The 18,092-nt window shown below is 72.9% G+C and carries 17 protein-coding genes; 12 read left to right on the top strand and 5 right to left on the bottom strand.

Translation table 11 applies throughout. The annotated features are described in order from the left end of the window. Positions 1-67 precede the first annotated feature (67 nt). The 3 genes from OG928_RS37825 (at position 68) to OG928_RS37815 (ending at position 4,352) form a co-directional block, all read left to right on the top strand. Positions 68-1,342 carry a glycosyltransferase 87 family protein gene (locus OG928_RS37825; RefSeq protein ID WP_406291565.1) on the top strand — a complete coding sequence of 425 codons (1,275 nt, stop codon included), beginning with the start codon at positions 68-70 and terminating at the stop codon, positions 1,340-1,342. 136 nt (positions 1,343-1,478) lie between these two features. Next, positions 1,479-2,057, top strand: a complete 579-nt coding sequence (locus OG928_RS37820; RefSeq protein ID WP_331766520.1) for a hypothetical protein — start codon at positions 1,479-1,481, stop codon at positions 2,055-2,057. Between the two features lie 189 nt (positions 2,058-2,246). Next, complete coding sequence (locus OG928_RS37815) at positions 2,247-4,352, top strand: prolyl oligopeptidase family serine peptidase (RefSeq protein ID WP_331766519.1); 2,106 nt, start codon at positions 2,247-2,249, stop codon at positions 4,350-4,352. Positions 4,353-4,443: 91 nt separating this feature from the next. Here the strand turns inward: OG928_RS37815 and OG928_RS37810 are convergent, their stop codons facing one another. From OG928_RS37810 to OG928_RS37800, 3 genes are all read right to left on the bottom strand, one after another. Continuing rightward, a complete protein-coding gene (locus OG928_RS37810; RefSeq protein WP_331766518.1) occupies positions 4,444-5,394 on the bottom strand; it encodes an RNA polymerase sigma-70 factor in 951 nt (316 codons plus the stop codon). Between the two features lie 127 nt (positions 5,395-5,521). Then, entirely contained in the window at positions 5,522-5,737 is a 216-nt protein-coding gene (locus OG928_RS37805) for a hypothetical protein (RefSeq protein WP_331766517.1), read from the bottom strand. A gap of 212 nt (positions 5,738-5,949) precedes the next feature. Next, positions 5,950-7,932 (bottom strand): AarF/UbiB family protein, encoded by a 1,983-nt coding sequence (locus OG928_RS37800; RefSeq protein WP_331766516.1) that lies wholly within the window; start codon positions 7,930-7,932, stop codon positions 5,950-5,952. Positions 7,933-8,299: 367 nt separating this feature from the next. Here OG928_RS37800 and OG928_RS37795 point away from each other — a divergent pair, with 367 nt between their 5' ends. Then, complete coding sequence (locus tag OG928_RS37795; protein ID WP_331766515.1) at positions 8,300-8,659, top strand: hypothetical protein; 360 nt, start codon at positions 8,300-8,302, stop codon at positions 8,657-8,659. A gap of 144 nt (positions 8,660-8,803) precedes the next feature. Further along, positions 8,804-9,622, top strand: coding sequence for an inositol monophosphatase family protein (locus tag OG928_RS37790; RefSeq protein ID WP_406291564.1), 819 nt, complete (start codon positions 8,804-8,806; stop codon positions 9,620-9,622). Here the strand turns inward: OG928_RS37790 and OG928_RS37785 are convergent. Further along, positions 9,603-10,136: a gamma carbonic anhydrase family protein gene (locus OG928_RS37785; RefSeq protein ID WP_331766513.1), complete on the bottom strand. Its 534-nt coding sequence runs from the start codon at positions 10,134-10,136 to the stop codon at positions 9,603-9,605. The two genes, OG928_RS37790 and OG928_RS37785, sit on opposite strands and share 20 nt — an antisense overlap. Positions 10,137-10,414: 278 nt before the next feature. Here OG928_RS37785 and OG928_RS37780 point away from each other — a divergent pair, with 278 nt between their 5' ends. The 5 genes from OG928_RS37780 (at position 10,415) to OG928_RS37760 (ending at position 16,056) form a co-directional block, all read left to right on the top strand. Further along, positions 10,415-10,816, top strand: coding sequence for an MmcQ/YjbR family DNA-binding protein (locus tag OG928_RS37780; RefSeq protein WP_331768258.1), 402 nt, complete (start codon positions 10,415-10,417; stop codon positions 10,814-10,816). A 52-nt stretch (positions 10,817-10,868) separates the two neighbouring features. Continuing rightward, positions 10,869-10,994 carry a putative leader peptide gene (locus OG928_RS37775; protein ID WP_406292093.1) on the top strand — a complete coding sequence of 42 codons (126 nt, stop codon included), beginning with the start codon at positions 10,869-10,871 and terminating at the stop codon, positions 10,992-10,994. A 58-nt stretch (positions 10,995-11,052) separates the two neighbouring features. Then, positions 11,053-12,147, top strand: coding sequence for an LLM class flavin-dependent oxidoreductase (locus OG928_RS37770; RefSeq protein WP_331766512.1), 1,095 nt, complete (start codon positions 11,053-11,055; stop codon positions 12,145-12,147). A 302-nt stretch (positions 12,148-12,449) separates the two neighbouring features. After that, positions 12,450-13,040, top strand: coding sequence for an ATP-binding cassette domain-containing protein (locus OG928_RS37765; RefSeq protein WP_331766511.1), 591 nt, complete (start codon positions 12,450-12,452; stop codon positions 13,038-13,040). Positions 13,041-15,348: 2,308 nt separating this feature from the next. Continuing rightward, entirely contained in the window at positions 15,349-16,056 is a 708-nt protein-coding gene (locus tag OG928_RS37760) for an HU family DNA-binding protein (RefSeq protein ID WP_331766510.1), read from the top strand. An 87-nt stretch (positions 16,057-16,143) separates the two neighbouring features. Here the strand turns inward: OG928_RS37760 and OG928_RS37755 are convergent, their stop codons facing one another. Next, positions 16,144-16,308, bottom strand: coding sequence for a hypothetical protein (locus tag OG928_RS37755; RefSeq protein WP_331766509.1), 165 nt, complete (start codon positions 16,306-16,308; stop codon positions 16,144-16,146). Between the two features lie 107 nt (positions 16,309-16,415). On the opposite strand from OG928_RS37755, the gene OG928_RS37750 reads away from it, so the two are divergent. Further along, entirely contained in the window at positions 16,416-17,159 is a 744-nt protein-coding gene (locus OG928_RS37750; protein ID WP_331766508.1) for a tyrosine-protein phosphatase, read from the top strand. A 756-nt stretch (positions 17,160-17,915) separates the two neighbouring features. Then, entirely contained in the window at positions 17,916-18,092 is a 177-nt protein-coding gene (lanA, locus tag OG928_RS37745; RefSeq protein ID WP_331766507.1) for an SCO0268 family class II lanthipeptide, read from the top strand.

The raw sequence follows: 18,092 nt of genomic DNA, 5'->3' as shown, positions 1-18,092 counted from the left end.
CGATCAGCCGGCGTCCGAGGCGGGCGGCAGCATTCGCACGGGCGACGGCCGGGTGCTGTTGGCAATCGTGGACGCACTCGACCTGACGCCGCGTCCCGTGCGCGGGGTGCTGATCGGTGTCGCGGCGGCGATCAAGCTGACCCCGCTGCTGTTCGTGCCGTATCTGTGGATCACGGGTCGGCGCCGCGACGCGGTGCGCGCGGCTGCGTCGTTCGCGGCGTGTACGGGTCTGGCACACCTGTTGTGGCCGGCCGCGTCCACGACGTTCTGGACCGACGCGATCTTCAGCACCTCGCGGATCGGGAACCTGGCCGCGACCGGGAACCAGTCGCTCAACGGCGCGCTGATTCGCGTCGGGGTGGTGCCGCCGGAGCGCGCCGCGGCGTGGCTGCTCCTGTCCGCGCTGGTGTGCGTGGTGGCGTTGGTCGGTGCGCGTCAGTGCCATCGTGAGGGCCGGTCGGTGCAGGGCGTGGTGGTCGTGGGGTGCGCGACGGTGATGGCCTCGCCCGTGTCGTGGACGCACCACCAGGTGTGGCTCGTCCTGGCCGGTCTCCTGCTGGTCGCAGGTCCCCGCAAGGCCCGGATGCTGTGGGGCGCGGTGCTGCTCGTGGCCATGACGATCAGCGTGGGTGGGTGGCTCCCGGTCGGCTTCGCGCGCGAGAACGTGCGGTTGCTCGCGGCGCTCGCGGTGTGCACGTGGGGGCTCGCGCCGCTACGGGATCGGGCCCCGGCGACGGTCGGACTCCTGCCGGGCGTGCGGTTGGTGGTACGCCCGCGCACGGCCATGGCGTACGCGGGCGTGCTCGCGGTGGCCGCGGGCGGCGTGATGCTCCTCGTCCGGGAATCGCCGATCGCCGTGCGGTTCGAGACGCCCGGCCATCGCGACGAGGCGTTGTGGGGGCCGCCGACGAACGGGTGCGACACGTACGGGTCGATGCAACGGGCGGACGGCACCGTCGGCTACGCGTGCCAGAGCTCGGTGGATCCGGTGGGCGGACGGCAGCTCAACTTCGGTGGTGGGGCTGGTGGTCCGGGCGGGATGGTCACGATTCAGGGCCAAGTCGGCCCGGAGGTGGCCCGCCTGGTCTTCGTCCCCGTCGAGGGCACGAAAGCCGTCGACGTCCCCCTCCTACCCCAGCCCGGCCCCGGCAGCGGACCGGTGTACGGTCCCCGGCTGGGACCTCCCGGCATGACCACGTCCGGACCGATCGAGGACCGCCGCATCGACGGCGCCCGCGGCTTCTCCATCGCCGCGACCAACACCGACCACGCCCGGCTCCTGGCCTACGGCGCGGACGGAAGACTGATCGCCGAAGGCGGCGAGAAGCTCCACATGCGCTGACCGTGAGGGGCCGCCGACCGGGAGTCCGCGCCATGAGCCGATCCGTGCTGAACCCATCCATCCCGCGGCAGGCGGCGCGTGGGACGGCGGCGTCCGATCGCCACTCACCGCGCTCGTGCCGCCCGAAGGCGGGCCGGTGAGCGAGTTCGCGCTGGGCTACTACGGCACCACGACCAGCCCCTACCTCGCGGTCCGACACAGCGACGAACTCCTGTTCCTGCGAGGCGCCGAGGCCGAGGACCCGCGCGACACGACCCGGGACGTGTGGGTCGTGGCCGTCGATCCGCCACACGGGCCCGGCGACGCCCCCGAGGTCCGCCCGCTCTTTCCGATGGAGTGGGACGCCGAGCGTGACGCGTTCGTGTACGGCGGGCCCGCGCTGCGCATCACCGACCGCGCCGGGTCGGCGCTGGTCCATGCCGGCGAGGTGTCACGGCTGTGGGGACGCGAGATCATCGAGACCTTCGTCGTACGCCGAAGCTTCCCCGACGGCGCGGCGCAATGGGTGTTCACGGCCGAGGACCCGGTCACCGCGTTGGACGTCGACACGGACGAGGACACCGGCACCGGCACGATCTACGCAGCGTTCAAGTCCGGCCTGATCGTCGCCCTCGACGCCGTCGACGGTCGTGTTCGATGGCAACACCGGCTGCGCGTCGGTGGGTTCGTGGTTGAACCGCTTTCGATGGTGGTCCCGGCCCCGGCCGACTCCTGATCGGCACCAGCGACGGCCGGATCCTCGACTGTGTCGATCGGGGGTGACGCTCAGGCCGATTCGAGCTCCGCTGCCGTGTCCAACCCGATCAGAACGACGCCGGTGGTCCGTTCGGCCGAACGCGCCGCCTTGTTTCGCCGCTGCGCGAAACCCTGGACCGGGCACGACGCGTATGAACAACCTGACCGCATGTCGACGATCAGCCTGCCCCGCCAGTTCATCCGCACGCGCCGCTTCACCCTCGGCGTCCCCTCCGCGATCACCGTCGCCCCGAACGGGGCGTCGGTCCTGTTCCTTCGCGGCCGGTCCGGCGACGATCCGGCCGCGTGCCTGTGGGTCCTGGACCTGGACCCGGCCCCGGCCCCGGCCCCGGATTCGGACTCGGACCCGGATCCCGCCCCGGACTCGGCCCCCGACCGGGCAGCGGAACGCCTGCTCGTGGACCCGGCGGAGCTCCGCACGGACGCCGGGATCACCGCCTACGCCACCGACGACGCCTTCACCCTCGCCGCCTTCGCGCTGCCGAGCGGACTGTGGGTGGTGGACGTCGCGACCGGCCGGGTCCGCCGGCTGCCGGCGAAGGGACCGGTGCTCGACCCCCGCCCCGACCCCACCGGACGGCGGATCGCGTACGTCGCCGGCGGCACGCTGCGGGTGATCGAGGCGGACGGGTCGGCCGACCGCGAGGTCGCCGGGCCCGACGATGGCGACCGCCCCGACGTGCGGTTCGGCGTCGCCGAGTACGCCGCGTCCGCGTCGATAAACCGTTCACGCGGCTACTGGTGGTCGCCCGACGGCACCCGACTCCTGGTCGCCCGGGTGGACGAGAGCGCCGTGCCGCTGTGGCACATCGCCGACCCGGCTGATCCGGCCCGCCCACCGCGCACGGTGCGCTACCCGGCGGCGGGGACGACCAACGCCGACGTCGGCCTGTGGTTGGTCGCCCTGGACGGCAAGCGAATCGAAGTCCCCTGGGACCGCGCGGCGTTCGAATACCTGACCGCCGCCGGCTGGGACGCACACGGCCCGTTCGCGGCGGTCCAGACCCGCGACCAACGCACGGTCCACACCCTGGCCGTCGACCCCGACGACGGCCGCACCCGCCTGCTCGCCGAACGGCGCGACCCGCACTGGGTACACCTGCTCCCGGGCACCCCCGCGCGCACCGCGACGGGCGCGCTGATCGGGCACGCCGACACGCCCGGCGCCCGACGGCTCACCGTGGACGGCGTCGCGGTCACCCCGCCCGGCCTGCACGTGCGCGAAGTCCTCGGCGTGGACGGCGACGACGTCCTGTTCACCGCGTCGACCGACCCCACCGAGGCACACCTGTGGACGTACCGGAAGGGCGAGGCGACCCCGCTCGACACCGAACCGGGCGTACACACAGGCGTACAGCGCGGCGCCACCCTGGTGCACGTCGCCCGCACCCCCGATCGTCCCGGCTCCCGAACCACGGTGCTGCGCCCGGATCGGCCCGCCGTCACCATCGAATCGCACGGCGCGCAGCCGGTGTTGGGACTGCGTTCGATCGACCTCACCACCACGGCGCGCCAGCTCCGCAGTCGACTGCTGCTGCCCTCCTGGTACCGCGCGGGCGACCCGCGACTGCCCGTCCTGGTCGATCCCTACGCGGGCCCGGCGTTGCAGCGGGTGACCGCGAACCAGGGCCCGATGCAGTTCGTCTCGCAGTGGTTCGCCGAGCGGGGCTTCGCCGTGCTGATCACCGACGGCCGCGGGACGCCCGGTCGCGGCCCCGCCTGGGAGCGCGAGGTGTCCGGCGACATCCTCGGCCCGGTTCTGGACGACCAGGTGGACGCCCTGCGCGAGACCGTGCGCCGGCACCCCGAGCTGGACCCGGGCCGGGTCGCCGTCCGGGGCTGGTCGTTCAGCGGGACGCTGGCCGTCGCGGCGGTGTTGCGCCACCCCGACGTCTTCCACGCCGCCATCGCCGGCGCCGGGCTCAGCGACCAGCGTCTGTACGACACGCACTGGCGCGAACGCTTCCTCGGCCACCCCGACGAGCACCCGCAACGCTACGACGCATGCTCGCCGTTGGCCTCGGCGGCACAGCTGACCCGGCCGCTGCTCCTGATCCACGGCCTGGCCGACGACAACGTCTTCCCGGCCAACACCCTGCGCCTGTCCGCCGAACTGCTCGCCGCGGGGCGCCCGCACGAAGTCCTACCACTGACCGGCACGGGGCACGCCCCGGCGGACGAGCACGTCTTCGAGAACCTCCTGCTCCATCAACTCGACTTCCTGCGACGGCACTTGGGCATTGCCACGCGATAGCGCCCGGACACTCGAACACTCCAACACTCGGAGGGCCCGGAGGTCCGGGTGTCCGAACATCCGAACGTCCGAACGAGTGTCCGGCGCCGCGTCACAGCGTCCGGTCGGGCTGTACGCCGGCGAGCTTGTCCGGGTTGACCTGGAAGCGGAGGTTGCACAGCAGGCCGTCGGACAGGTCGAAGGTCAGCGTCCCGACCGGGACATCGCCGACGACGCAGAGCACGCCGAGTTCACCGTTGAGGTGTGCGGTCCGGAAGGACATGGGCGCCAGTTCGGGCTTGGCGAGCACACCCAGGAACCAACGGGCCACCTTGTCCATGCCGTGCACCGGGCGCCTGGCCGCGGTGACCTTGCCGCCACCGTCGTTCCACATGGTGACGTCCGGGGCGAGCAGTTCCATCACCGCGTTCAGGTCGCCGCCCGCACAGGCCGCCATGAACCGGTCGGTCACCTCGCGGCGCTGCGCCGGATCGCTGTCGAAGCGCGGCCGGCGGGCCTGGACGTGGGACCGGGCGCGGTGGCCGATCTGGCGGACCGTCGGTTCCGGACGGTCCAGGACGTCGGCGATCTCGGCGTGCGAGTAGCCGAACACCTCGCGGAGCACGAACACCGCCCGCTCGACCGGCGTGAGGCTCTCCAGGACCACCAGCATCGCGGAGGAGACGGAGTCCGCCAGTTCGGTCTCCTCCGCGACGTCGGGCGAGGTCAGCAACGGCTCGGGCAACCACGGGCCGACGTAGCTCTCGCGGGTGGCGCGGGCGGAGGTGAGCCGGTTCAGGGACAGGTTGGTGACGGTGCGCACCAGATAGGACTTGGGGTGGCGGACCGTGTCGCGATTCGCCCCGCTCCAGCTCAACCACGCGTCCTGGAGCACGTCCTCGGCGTCGGCCACGCTGCCCAGCATCCGGTAGGCGGTGCCGAACAGCAGCCTGCGGTGCTCGATGAAGGGGTCGCCCACGACCGCTCCGGCGCCGGAACCATCTGATATGTCCGGAGTATCCACACCGGTGGTGGCGCCTGTGGCATCCGTCGCGTCGATCATCGGATCAGGCTGCCGGCGTCACCGCACGCCGGGCAAGGCTTCACGGGCGCCGGCGGCACCCCGACGTCCCCTCGGGACCATGGCGCGCCCGTCCCCACCGGGCCGCGGCGACCCGGCCCGGCGGCGTTCAGCCCGTGATGCCGTCCGCGACCGCGTCCACGGACGAGGTGAGCACCGTGTACGCCCGCGAGGCGTTGGTCGCCGGGTCGGGCTGCTCGGTCCGGTCGGGGGTCGTGACGGCGACGTCGTGACCGGTGGTGTCCGCACTCGCGGCGGGGGCGGCGAGCACGGCGGCACCCGCGGTCAGGAGGACGGCGGTGAGAATACGTCGGGTCTGGGTCATGCCGTGCTCAACGCCGGCGAACGCCCCAGGGCTACGCGATGTCACCCGCCTGGACCCGTGACGAGGCCTATCAGCCCACGAACTCCCGGTCGCCGTAGTGAACCTACCGGAGAGTTGCCAATGGTCGCCCCAGCGTGACGACGGCCCGACCCCGCTCGGCGAGCCCCGGGGAGGGAGCGGCGTCATCGGGGCCGCCGCTCCTGCCGGACCGCTCACACCCGCAGGTTGTCCCGCTCCGCCCGAAAGATCGTGAACAGCACGCGCAGGACCAGGACGCAGCTGACGACCAGGAGGTTGTACCCGAACACCTGGTACAGCCCGACGTCGTCGCCCACTTGCGGCCCGCCCTCGGTGCCGAGCAGCAGGACGGCCATGATCCCGGCGGTCGCGCCGAGCACCGTCAGCAGCGTCCGGTGCAGGAGCGAGGTGAGCACCCGGCGGTCGCGCTCGTCGGCCAGGAACCTGACGTTGACGCCGAGCCTGCCCTCCTCCAGGGCCCCGGCGACCCGCTCGAATCGGCGCGGCAACCGACGCAACACCGGGAGCAGGTGCAGCAGTTCGCCGGTCGCGGCCTCGCGCAGGCTGGTCGGCTTCAGCTGTTCGGTGACGTGTTCGGTCGCGTAGCCGCGAGCCTCGGCGAAGATGTCGAAGCCCGGCTCGATCCCGGTGAGCGTGCCCTCGACCGTGGCGAGCGCCCGGAAGACCGCGGCGATCTCGGGCGCGACCGTCAGCTCGAACGTGGACACGAGCCGGAACAGGTCGGTGAACATGGCCATGTCCGGGGCCAGTCCCGCACTGAGATGCCGGGCCATGAACTGGCCCAGCGCGCGCTGGAGTCGGTGCTCGTCCAGCTCCGGCGGGCGGGTCACCACCTGGAGCAGCGCGTCGCACATCGCGGCCGGATCGGCCCGGCCGAGCGCGAGCAGGAGATCCTGCAGCCCGGCCCGCAGTTGCGCGTCGATCCGGCCGACCGAACCGAAGTCCAGCAGCGCGAGCCGGCCGTCGGCGAGCAGCATGATGTTGCCGGGATGCGGGTCGGCGTGGAACACGCCGTCGAACATGATCTGCCGGAGCAGTTCGCCGAGCAGCGTACGGGCCAACTTGCCCCGGTCGACCCCGCGTTCGTCCAGCGTCGCGACGGCCGTGCCGAGCGGTACGCCGTCCAACCATTCGAGCACCAGTACGCGCCCGGTGCTCAACTCGGGGTGCAGGCGGGGCAGGATCAGGTTCGCGTCGCGCCGCGCGGCGCCCGCGGCGATCACCGCGTTGGTGTTGCGCGCCTCGATCCGGAAGTCCAACTCCTCGCGCAGCGCGTCCGCGAAGCCGTCGGCGAGCTCGACCAGGCCCAGCGCGTGCCCCCACGTGGTGCGCCGGTCGAGGGTGACCGCGAGCCGGGCCAGGATGTCCAGGTCCCGCTCGACGACCGGGCCGATCCCCGGACGCTGCACCTTGACCACGACCTCCGTACCCGAGCGCAGCCGCGCGCGGTGCACCTGCGCTATCGACGCGGCCGCGAGCGGCTCGGGATCGAACTCGGCGAACACCTCCGATACCGGCGCCCCGAGCTCGGCGGCCAGGACGGCCTCCACCTCCGCCCACGGCGCGGGCGCGACCCGGTGTTGGAGCAGCGCGAGCTCGTCGACGAACTCGGCCGGGAGCAGGTCCCGACGCGTGGACAGCACCTGGCCGAGCTTGACGAAGGTGACCCCACCGTCCTGTAGCGCCTGTTGCAGCGAGCGGGCGAGCGAGCCCCGCCGGCCCGCCTCGTCCGAGCGCCGCCGCCGGCCGCGCAGGTACGGGCCGAGCCCGTGCCGGGCTGCGATCCGGCTGATCTGCGAATACCGGCGACCGCGGGCCAGGCGCCTGCGCAGCCCGCGCACGAACTCCAGGGTCCCGGGCCACGATCCGCTCGGCACAAGGGCCTCGGCGATGACGATGAAGGTCATCGAAGCGAGCAGCGACACGCCGAGCGTGACCGTCATGAACACGCCGGGCTGGTCGCGCTGGATGCTGGCGCCCAGCGCCCCCGACACGACCAACCCGAGCACGCCGGCAACGAGCGTGCGTCGGGTGCCGACCGGCAGTCCCAGCAACCGCCGCGTGGCCCACGCGAGCCCCAGCGTGAGCACGAGCGCGGTGATCGCGGTGGCGACCCACAGCACGGCCGGGTTCAGGTCCGGCTCACTCGCGCTCACGCGCCGTACCTCCGCTCGCCGCGCCCGAGACGGGACGAGAGCCGGTCGCGGGTCGACCGCCCGCTACCGGAGACGCGCCTGTCAATGGGCGCCGGAAATCTACGCGACATGCCGATGAGACCTTCCCCGAGTGATCACGCACGTGCGGGGAGAACCTATCGCCCGCGACCGCGCGTCCCACGGTGGCGTGCGCTCCCGAGGCGGCATGCGGTCGGCGCGTTCGGCCTGCGTACAGCCTGTGCACGGCCTGCGTACGATCTGCGCGCGACCTGCGCACGGCTGCGCACGGTCCTCGCCCGCTCCAGAGCGAAAACCTGAGTACGGGCACTCAGGACACCCCGTCGCGCGGTGAGCCAGGATGATCCACATGACCTACCGCCAGCCGCAACCGATGTGGCAGCCGCCGATCCGCACGCGTCCGCACGGCGCGTGGTACATCGCCCCCGCCGCGACGGTCGGGCTGAGCGCGATGTGCCTGGTGGCGGCCGGCGTGGTGTGGATGGGAGTGCGGGCGCGGAAGTCACTGCGCGACACCACCACGTACGGGGACGGATCCCAGGTGCCGTCCTACCCGTGGAACGACCACCAGGGCACGGTGAACCTGTGGCTCATCATGGCCGCGGTGACCGCCACGCTCGCCGTCGCCGGCTTCGTCGGCCTCGCGACCGTCCGAGGCCGCAACAGGCGCGAAGCCGCGCGGCTCGGGCCTGCCCCGTACCGGGGCTGACCCGCCGCCGGAGGGCGCCGAGGCCACCGCGGCGTCGTGGCGCCACGGAGCGTCGGCCTCGGCGGTGACGATGCCCACGAGCGCCGGCGCCGGCACTCGCCCTCGTGCCCGGCCGGCGGTTCGCCGCGCGCTAATCTGCCGATCATGTGGATCGATACGGTGACCGGAATCCTGCATGAAGCGGCCGCCGCGGCGATCCTTCCCCGCTACCGGGCCCTGACCGCCGGGGATGTCACGGAGAAGACCCCCGGCGAGGTGGTCACGGTGGCCGACCGGGAGGCCGAGGAACTGATCACCCGCGGCCTGCGCACCGTGTTCGACATCCCGGTCGTGGGCGAGGAAGCCACGGCCGCCTCTCCCGGACTGGTCACCGCACTCCGCGACGCGCCCGCGGCCTGGCTGGTCGATCCGCTGGACGGGACGGCCAACTTCGTCGCCGGCCGACCCGAATACGCGGTGCTGGCCGCCCTGGTGCGACACGGGCGGACCGTCGCGTCGTGGATCGTACAACCGGCCGAGGGCCGCACCTACGTGGCCGAGACGGGCTCCGGCGCCTGGCGGGACGGGGTACGGATGCACCGGGCGCCCGCGCCCACCGACCCCGCGGCGCTGCGCGGCGCGGCGCCGACGAAGTTCCTCGATCCGCCGGGGCAGGCCCGCGTCGCCGCCGCCGCGTCCCGGTTCGCCGCCCTGGACCAAGGCGCCATGTGCGCCGGGTTCGACTACCCCCGACTGGTGGCCGGCGAGCAGGACTTCGTCCTGTACCAACGCACGCTGCCGTGGGACCACGCGCCGGGCGCCCTGCTCCTGACCGAGGCGGGCGGCCTCGCCCGACGTCCCGACGGAACCCCCTACCGGCCCACCGACACCAAGCGCGGCCTGCTGATCGCCGCGGACGCGCGCTGCTGGCGGACCGTCCGCGCGATCCTGGCCCCCGGTCCGATCAGCGCTCCACCGGCGTGATCTCGGCGTGCGCCTGCGCCAGGAACTGGTAGCCCGTGCTGTTGGCCTTGATCCCGGAGCGCTCGTCCTCCGTGAGTTCGCGCCTGACCTTGGCCGGCACGCCCGCCACCAGCGACCCCGGCGGCACCCGCATGCCCTGCGTCACCACCGCGCCGGCCGCGACCAACGAGCCCGCGCCGATGTGCGCGCCGTTGAGGACGGTCGCGTTCATGCCGACCAGTACGTCGTCCTCCACGGTGCAGCCGTGCAGCACCGCGTTGTGGCCCACCGACACCCGCTCGCCGATCACCGTCGGGAAGTGGAGATCGCTGTGCACGGTGCAGTTGTCCTGGATGTTGGTGTCCGCGCCCACGGTGATCGAATCGGCGTCGCCGCGGAGCACCGCGCCGTACCAGACGCTCGACCCGGCGGCCAGCGTGACCGCCCCGACCACCACCGCGTTGGCGGCCACGAAGGCCGCCGGGTCGACCTGCGGCACCTGATTCGCGACCGCGGCGATCAGCGGGTTCGGCATGGCTTGGGCCCCCTCGTATCCGGCTCGCATCCGTTCGGACGCACATCGGCCGGCCGACGCGGCCGACGCGACCGCACTCTAGTGCGGTGGGTGCGGTGGGTGCGGTGGGTTACGTGGGGTGCGGTGGGTTACGTGGGGTGCGGTGACCGGGCGCGCCCCGGCCGAGCCGCCCACGGGGTGTCCGATCGAATCGGCATACTTGCGGCATGGCGAGCACGGGGAACACGCGGAACGCGGGGAATGCGGGAAACGCGGGGAACGCGACAACCGCGGGAAAGATCACGGCGGAGCGGCTCAAGAGCATGTGCCTCGCGTTCAACGGAGCCGGCGAGGAGTTTCCGTTCGCCCGGAATCCGGAGCTGTCGACGTTCAAGGTCGGTGGCAAGATCTTCGCGTTCACCGTGCTCACCGACCCGCTGCCGCTGCGGGTGAGCCTCAAGTGCGACCCCGAACTCGCGGTCCGGTTGCGCGCGGACCACCCCGCGATCGTCGGCGGGTGGCACCTGAACAAGCGGCACTGGAACACCGTCACGCTGGACGGATCGCTGCCGGAGTCGATGGTGCGGGACATGATCGAGGACTCCTACGACCTCATCGTCGCGGCGCTGCCGAAACTGGTCCGCCTGAAGCTGGATTGGCCGGGTCGGGAGGCGGGTCGGGACACCGGGCGGAAGGCATAGGGAGACCGGGCCCGAACCTCGCCGCCGAGCGCCCGTCCGCGACGTGGACGGCATGCCGCTTCGGCCCGGCTCCGGTACGCTCTGCCGCATGTATCCGGTTCGTCTCGTCGCGCGACTCCATGTCGACCTGCGGCGCGTGGCGACCGCGATCTGTCCGGATTCCCTTCGCCGCGCCTGATCGGCGCGCGCCCCGCTCGTTTCGCCGTCCGCTGTGCCGTGCCACCGGGATGAGTTTGATGAGTCCGCGATTCCATTGGTTCCTGCCCACCTCCGGTGACGGCCGCCAGGTCGGCGCCGCCACCACCACGGTCGGCTCGCTCGCGCACTCCCGCCCGCCGACCCTCGGCTACCTCGCACAGGTGGCCGCGGCGGCGGAACAGGTGGGCTTCGACGCGGTGTTGACGCCCGTCGGCGCCGGCTGCCCCGATCCGTGGATCGTCTGCTCGGCGCTGATCGAGCGCACCAGGACGCTGCGCTTCCTGGTCGCGTTCCGACCCGGCTTCGTGCTGCCCACCCTCGCCGCGCAACAGGCCCGCACCTTCGCCGAGTTCTCCGGCGGACGCCTCGCGGTCAACATCGTCACCGGCGGCGACCCGCACGAACAGCGGGCGTACGGCGACTTCCTCGGCCACGATGACCGCTACGCGCGCACCGCCGAGTTCCTCGACGTGCTGCGTCGATCCTGGGCCGGCGAACCGTTCGGCTTCGCCGGTACGCACTACCGGATCGAGGACGGCCTGGCGACCGGCTCGGCCGGCGACGAACCGCCCGTGTACTTCGGCGGCGCCTCGCCCGCGGCAGAGGACGTGGCCGCGCGCCATGCCGACGTGTACCTGCTGTGGGGCGAGCCGGGCCCGGCGGTCGCGCAACGGGTCGAGCGGGTCCGGGCCAAGGCCCACGCGCACGGCCGTAGGCCCCGCTTCGGGCTGCGCCTGCACGTGATCGCGCGCGACACCGCGGCCGAGGCCTGGGCCGAGGCACATCGCCTGCTCGACGGCATGGACCCCGCGCGGATCGCCGCCGCCCAGGCGCGGTTCGCCGCGATGGAGTCGGTCGGCCAGGCCCGCATGGCGGCGCTGCACGGCGGCGACGCCCGCGACCTGGAGGTCGCGCCGAACCTGTGGGCCGGGATCGGCCTGGTCCGTGAGGGCGCCGGCACCGCGCTCGTCGGCAGCCACGAGCAGGTCGCCGAGCGCCTCGCCGAGTACGCGGCCCTGGGCATCGACGAGTTCATCCTGTCCGGGTGGCCGCACCTGGAGGAGGCGTACCGCGTCGGCGAACGCGTCGTCCCCCTGGTCCGCGCCGCCACGTTCGCCCCGGTCGCCCGATGAGCGGCCTGGAGGCCACGTCCAGACCTGGCTCAAGGAGCGGGACCGCGCGGTCAAGCCGATCCGCAACCGGCCCGACGAGGCAGCCGGCGCGATCGGCGCGGAGCTGAACACCCCGGCGGACCAGGCCCGGGCGCAGATCGCCGAGCCGGTCCTGCCCGACGCCGCGCAGCCGAAGTCCGCCCAGTAATCCGGGCGCGCCGGCCGCGGCGGCGGCGTTCGCGCGGAACCTGCTCGGGGCGGCCGAGTTCCTCAAGGGCCGCGGCAAGCTCGACGCGGTGCCGCCGCCGGCGACGTTCCGGGCAATGCGCGGGCCCGGTGGTCGGGGATCGCGGGGTGGCCGTCCGGCAGTCGCGGCTGTTCCCGTGGGTTGGGGTGCGGCGCAAGGCCGAGTTCGGCCTGCGCGGGGCGGTGGCCTTCGGCGCCGCGCGCGACCGGCCCAACCCCGGGGCGCGGCGCGGCGGGCCCGGGCGCGGGAGCCGCTGCGCACGGTGGGTCTGGAGGAGGTCGCCGACGCGCGCCCATGTGAGCTGTCGACCGGCATACGACAACGTGTCGCGATCGCCCGCGCGCCGGCTCCGGGCCCGGCGATCCTGCCGATGGACGAGCCGTTCTCGGCCCTGGACGAGCTCACGCGCGAGCAGTTCCAGGACGAATCGCGGGCGCTGCGGCTGCGCTGGGGCAAGACCGTCGTCCTGATCACGCCCAGCGTGGACGAGGCCGCCTACCTCGTGCCGCGCCACCTCGCGACGCGCGTCATTGCACTCGGCGGCTGGCCGCGGTGGGCGGTCCTGGACCGGGTATCCGCGCTGCCGCGTGCGGAGGGCGGCACGGGTGCGCTCGACCCCGGAGTTCATCGCGCTGTGGGACGAGATCGGCGCGGCGGTTCGGGGTGAGGCGGCGGGGGCTTGGAGAGTCCGTCCTCGACGCCGGACGGGCTGATTCGGGCGTGTTCGGTGGCCTGGGACGGGACGGGGGTGGTGGGCCGCGCGGGAGCGTCGGAGGCGCGGGCGTGAGGCGTTTGCGTGGGGTGTGAGCGGGCCGATCGGGCTCCGTCGGGAACAGGGCCCTGCTGCGGGTTGGTCGGCCGAGGGGACGTGGCCGCCTTCACCAGGGGACCAGCGCCTCGTGGGCGGCGGCGCGGCGGGCTGGGACGGGCCGGCATGGCGGTGGACGGGGTCGTACGCGCCCGAGGGCCGCGCCGGTGGCCCGCGTGGGCGCGCCGGTGGCCCGCGTGGGCGCGCCGGGTCGTCGTCGGAGCGCAGCGGTACCCGTGGGCCGGCCGGGTGTCCGTACGGGCAGGTCGCGCGGGGACGCCACTGGGCGCCCGCTCAGCCCCGGCGGAACGTCCCGGATCCGGGCCCGCCCTTGGCGGACGGGCGCGGGGGCGATCCCGGGGTATGGCGTGGCGACGCCGCCCATCCGCCGCCCGGTGCCGCGCGGGGTCCGTGTACGCCACCACCAGGTCACATGCCCTCACCCGCAGCGTCGGCGCCCGTGCCCGAATCCAGCAGGGTCACCGCCGGCCTGGCCGGCACAGGCGGTCGTACGAACGTCCTGGCGTCCAGGGCGGCCCGTCATACGCACGACGAGGCGGGGGTGGCGGATCCCGCCGGGCAGCAGCGAATCGAGCGTGAGCAGAAGCAGAAGCGGGAGCTACCGCGCGTACGTCGGTGCGAACGCAGCGATAACGCGCGAGCCCCTGAGCGGCCGCTGCGGGCTGCCCCAGACAGCCGGGCGGACGACCGACCGACCGACGTCCTCGCGGATACCAACGGGACGTCGGGTGCGGCGAGTTCGTGGGCATCCGGGTGGATCCCGGCGAGCCGATCCGGGCCCCGCGTGCCGGAAGGCTCGCCGCCGCCCGGCGTGGCGAGCTCGCACGGGGCCGTGCCGCAGTGGTTCGGCGCCGGTGGCGATACCCCGGGGCCGGCCGGCCGGATCGGCGCTCGGCGGCCCGGGGCTTGCGGGGGACCGGTCGACCTCGGCGGATTCGGCTGCCCGACACACCCGGATCGCGGCCTTGTCCGCCGAATTCGCGACGCGTCCACCTGCCCGTACGCCGCCTGTACGCCCGTTCTCGTTTCGGGGTGCCGCTGCGGGTTCTTTCGGTGGCGCCGTGCCGCCTCGGGGAGAAAATCCCGCTCCATGTCGTGCCCGTCCCGTGCTGTCGAGTCGTCGAGCGGGTGAGGACTGGGCGGCTCGGCGCCCGAGGGCGGCGGAAACCGGCCGCAGTCGGCGGCGGAAACCGGCCACAACCGCGGGCCGGGAAGGGAATCCGGCTCCTTCCGCGCCGCGACGACGGCCGCCCGCGCGGGGGAGCGCCCCGGTTTCGGGCGGTGCATTCCGCCGGTTCGGCCGCCCGAGGGCCCTCCACGGCGTCCCGGGCCAACTCCCGCCCGTCCGGGAGGCCGTGGGGTGCCCGCCCACCTGCGGTGATCGCACCATGGTTGCAGGCCACACGGATCACGCCCGGCCGCCGGACAAGGCCGGGCGCGGGGCGGCTGTTCGGGTCGGAGCCGGCGCTCGGCGAAGGCGGATTCGACCGCGTGCGGACCCCGGAAGCCCCCACCACCACGCTCGCCGAGCACGCCGCGGCGCCGCCGGACGCTGCGCCGGATGGTGGGCCCAAGCTCCGCCCGTGTACTGCTTTTGGAGGATCTCGCCCCAAATTTGCGGCCGGGTCTTCGATCGGTCGGATTCGACCCCGAACGGTGCCGCGCAAACCGACTTCGGCCCGGTTTCCGCGAGTTGCCGACGGCTCGCGGCACGGACCTCGTGTGCGGGCGGACGTTGGCCCGATCGCGGCCCGAAATCGGCCCCGGTGGCGGCCCGCCCGAGCCGTACATCCCAATAATTGCAAGGGAATGCGCCGTTTTGGGAGCCGTCACCGTGCGTCAGATCCGCCGCCGCCGAGTCGCCGAAAACCTGGCCGGCGGCGCCGGGAACGACCGCCGTCGGGCGCACATCGGGGCCCGCCGGCAGGATTTGCCGACCACTCCGATGGAGTGCCGCGAAGGGTCCCTACCGATAGCCGTGATGGGTGATTCGAGGCCCTTGGGCGCGTCGTTCGAAATGCCCTCCATGTGACGGAGAGTTACAGTCGTGGAAATGGGTATCGGCGCAACGGCGTTCGACCCGCTCGACCGGGAACTCTCGGTCGGACGGATGCGATCGATACCTCCACACCACGAAGGGCATCTCATGAACAAGGCACAACTCGTCGAAGCGGTCGCCGACAAGGTCGGTGGCCGCGCCGCCGCCGAGGAAGCGGTCGACGCGGTGCTGGACACCATCATCCGCTCGGTCATCGCCGGAGACCGGGTGTCGGTCACCGGCTTCGGGTCGTTCGAGAAGGTCGAGCGCGCCGCCCGCTACGCCCGCAACCCTCAGACGGGCGAGCGGGTTCGGGTCAAGAAGACCTCGGTTCCGCGCTTCCGCCCCGGTCAGGGCTTCAAGGACCTCGCCGGCGGCGCGAAGAAGCTCCCCCGCGCCGGTACCGCGATCAAGAAGGCGTCCCCGGGGACGCTGACCGGCACGGCGACCGTCGCGGCGAAGAAGGCGACGGCCAAGAAGACCACGGCCAAGAAGGCCGCCCCCGCCAAGGCGGCGGCGAAGAAGACCACCGCCACGAAGGCGACGGCCGCCAAGAAGGCCGCTCCCGCCAAGGCCACCGCCAAGAAGGCGACGGCCAGGAAGACGGCGGTCAAGGCGACCACGGCGGCGAAGAAGGCCACGGCCAAGAAGACCACGGCGAAGAAGACGGTCGCCAAGAAGGCCGTCGCGAAGAAGACCACGGCGAAGAAGACGGCCCCCGCGAAGACGGCGACCGCCAAGAAGGCCGCCACGAAGAAGACCAGCGCGCCCGGCCGCAAGACGGCCGCGACCAAGCGCGCCCCTGCGAAGCGCTGACGACGCTCGACCCTCCCGCCGCGACCGGCGGGACCGGAGGTCGGACCGCCGTGACGGGCGGTCCGACCGGGGGCGTCGGCCACCGCCTCAGCGCTTGACCCGGCCGCGCACCGCCGACAGGGCGAGTGCGAGCCGTACGGGCCCGGTGAGGCGGGACGCCATATCGACGTACGTTCCAGCCTCGTACGTGCCGGCCTCGTACGTTCCAGCCTCGTACGTGCCGACCTCGGTCAGGTCCCGTTCCTCGGCCAAGGTGCGGCGGCGGCCAGGCCGGGGGCAGGGGCCGAAGCGAGGACGAATGCCGCGGGCAAACCCCAATCCGCCCGCGGGGGTTCCTGGCCCCGACGTAGCATTGTCGGGTGCCCAGACACGTGGAGTTCGATCGCCTGCACAACTTTCGGGACATGGGCGGCTACACCACCGCCGACGGTCGGGCGGTGCGGTGGGGTCGCCTGTACCGGGCCGACGCGCTCTCCAATCTCGCGGGCGCGGACTGGGACCGGTTTCGGGCACTGGGCGTGCGTACGGTGATCGACCTGCGCTTTCCGGCGGAGATCGGCCGAGCCGGGCGGATCCCCGAGCACGACGGCATCACCTACCACAACCTCAGCATCGAGCATCGCTCCTGGGACCGGCCGGAGCTCGACCGCTCCATCGATCCCGCGCGGTTCCTGGCCGACCGCTACGCCGAGATCGTCGCCGACGGCCTCGTCGAGCTGCGCGAGGTCCTGGAGGTGATCGCCGGCACCGGTGACGCGCCGCTCGTCTTCCACTGTGCGTCGGGCAAGGACCGGACCGGCGTGGTGGCCGCGCTGGTGCTGAGCCTGCTGGGAATCGCCGAGCGGGACATCGTCGCCGACTTCGCCCTGACCGGCCTGGCGACCGACCGGCTGATCGCCGACTGGCGAGCCGCCCACCCCGACCGCCCGATCACCTGGCCGGGCCACGGCCAGGCCCCGGCCGACGCGATGCGCTTGTTCCTGGCGGAACTGACCCGGGACCACGGTTCGGTGCGCGGCTACGTGATCGACCGCCTCGGCTGCGCCCAAGACCTGATCCCAACCCTGCAGACCCGCTTCCTGGCGCCTGCGCACGCCGCCTGAACCCACCCCGCCTGAACCCACCCGGCCAACGGGCGACGCCGTCCCGTGGTCCGAAGCCTTCCGTCGCGGCCGTGGGGCGGGCCGCCGGGCCGGGGATCACGGTGCGGTTCGTATAGGTGACCGCGGGTACTGCCCGAACCTGGCGCGAACGCGAACGCGAACGCGAACGGGAACGCGGCCCCGGCTTCGGACCCGAACCCGGCCCCGGCCCCGGCCCCGGCCCCGGCCCCACACACCGTCCCGGATCCGGATCCCCCGCGACCCCGCGCTCGACCGTCGATCACGACCGTCCCGAGCGCGGTGACCCGCCCCCGGACGGGCGCGCTGCCCCGCCGGCCCCACCCCGCGTCGGTGGTTGAGCGGGATCGCCGGGCCGGGTCGAAGCAATGTGTGAATACCGACCCGACAATCACCGAATCGATCATGTTTCGCAGAACACGAGGCCATGACTCGGCCTTTCCTTCGCGACGGGATAATGCGCTTCGCAAGTAAATCCGCGCGGTTAACCAACGTTCTCCGACTTGCCGAACCCTGGCGTTCCCGGCAAGAGTGCCAGGGCTCGATCCGCTCGGTATCTTGGCAGCGTAGAAGCCGGATTCCGCTTCCACCAGGGAGATTTCTGGCCGTCTCGAATGGCCGGTAATGGTTCTTGTTCAATCGCGGATTCAACGCTTAGCGTCCTCACCGAGATCGACCGGATCTCACCAGGATTCGCTGCACACACCCCGTGCGGCGACCGATTCTGCGGGAGTTGTCATGAACGACAAGATTCTGCTCGAAGAAACCAACGAGACGCGCGACTTCGCCGACCTGGACCTCGATGTCCGGATCGCCGAGACCGACCTGGAGGCCGCCGAGTTCGGCACCGCCGGCGGTTGGACCTCCCCCAGCACGTACGGCGTGCAGTCGCGTTGTCCGCTCTGCTGCGCCTGA

It is taken from the genome of Embleya sp. NBC_00896 (assembly GCF_045207785.1).
Classification (GTDB): domain Bacteria; phylum Actinomycetota; class Actinomycetes; order Streptomycetales; family Streptomycetaceae; genus Embleya.
The sequence above is the reverse complement of the archived record's forward strand: the minus strand, read 5'-3'. Positions and strand labels throughout refer to the sequence as shown.

Coding starts and splice junctions, on each gene's coding strand:
- OG928_RS37815 (WP_331766519.1), top strand. CDS start 2,247: ATGTCGACGATCAGCCTGCCCCGCCAGTTCATCCGCACGCGCCGCTTC.
- OG928_RS37810 (WP_331766518.1), bottom strand. CDS start 5,394: ATGATCGACGCGACGGATGCCACAGGCGCCACCACCGGTGTGGATACT.
- OG928_RS37805 (WP_331766517.1), bottom strand. CDS start 5,737: ATGACCCAGACCCGACGTATTCTCACCGCCGTCCTCCTGACCGCGGGT.
- OG928_RS37795 (WP_331766515.1), top strand. CDS start 8,300: ATGACCTACCGCCAGCCGCAACCGATGTGGCAGCCGCCGATCCGCACG.
- OG928_RS37790 (WP_406291564.1), top strand. CDS start 8,804: ATGTGGATCGATACGGTGACCGGAATCCTGCATGAAGCGGCCGCCGCG.
- OG928_RS37785 (WP_331766513.1), bottom strand. CDS start 10,136: ATGCCGAACCCGCTGATCGCCGCGGTCGCGAATCAGGTGCCGCAGGTC.
- OG928_RS37775 (WP_406292093.1), top strand. CDS start 10,869: ATGCCGCTTCGGCCCGGCTCCGGTACGCTCTGCCGCATGTATCCGGTT.
- OG928_RS37770 (WP_331766512.1), top strand. CDS start 11,053: ATGAGTCCGCGATTCCATTGGTTCCTGCCCACCTCCGGTGACGGCCGC.
- OG928_RS37765 (WP_331766511.1), top strand. CDS start 12,450: ATGCGCGGGCCCGGTGGTCGGGGATCGCGGGGTGGCCGTCCGGCAGTC.
- OG928_RS37760 (WP_331766510.1), top strand. CDS start 15,349: ATGAACAAGGCACAACTCGTCGAAGCGGTCGCCGACAAGGTCGGTGGC.
- lanA (WP_331766507.1), top strand. CDS start 17,916: ATGAACGACAAGATTCTGCTCGAAGAAACCAACGAGACGCGCGACTTC.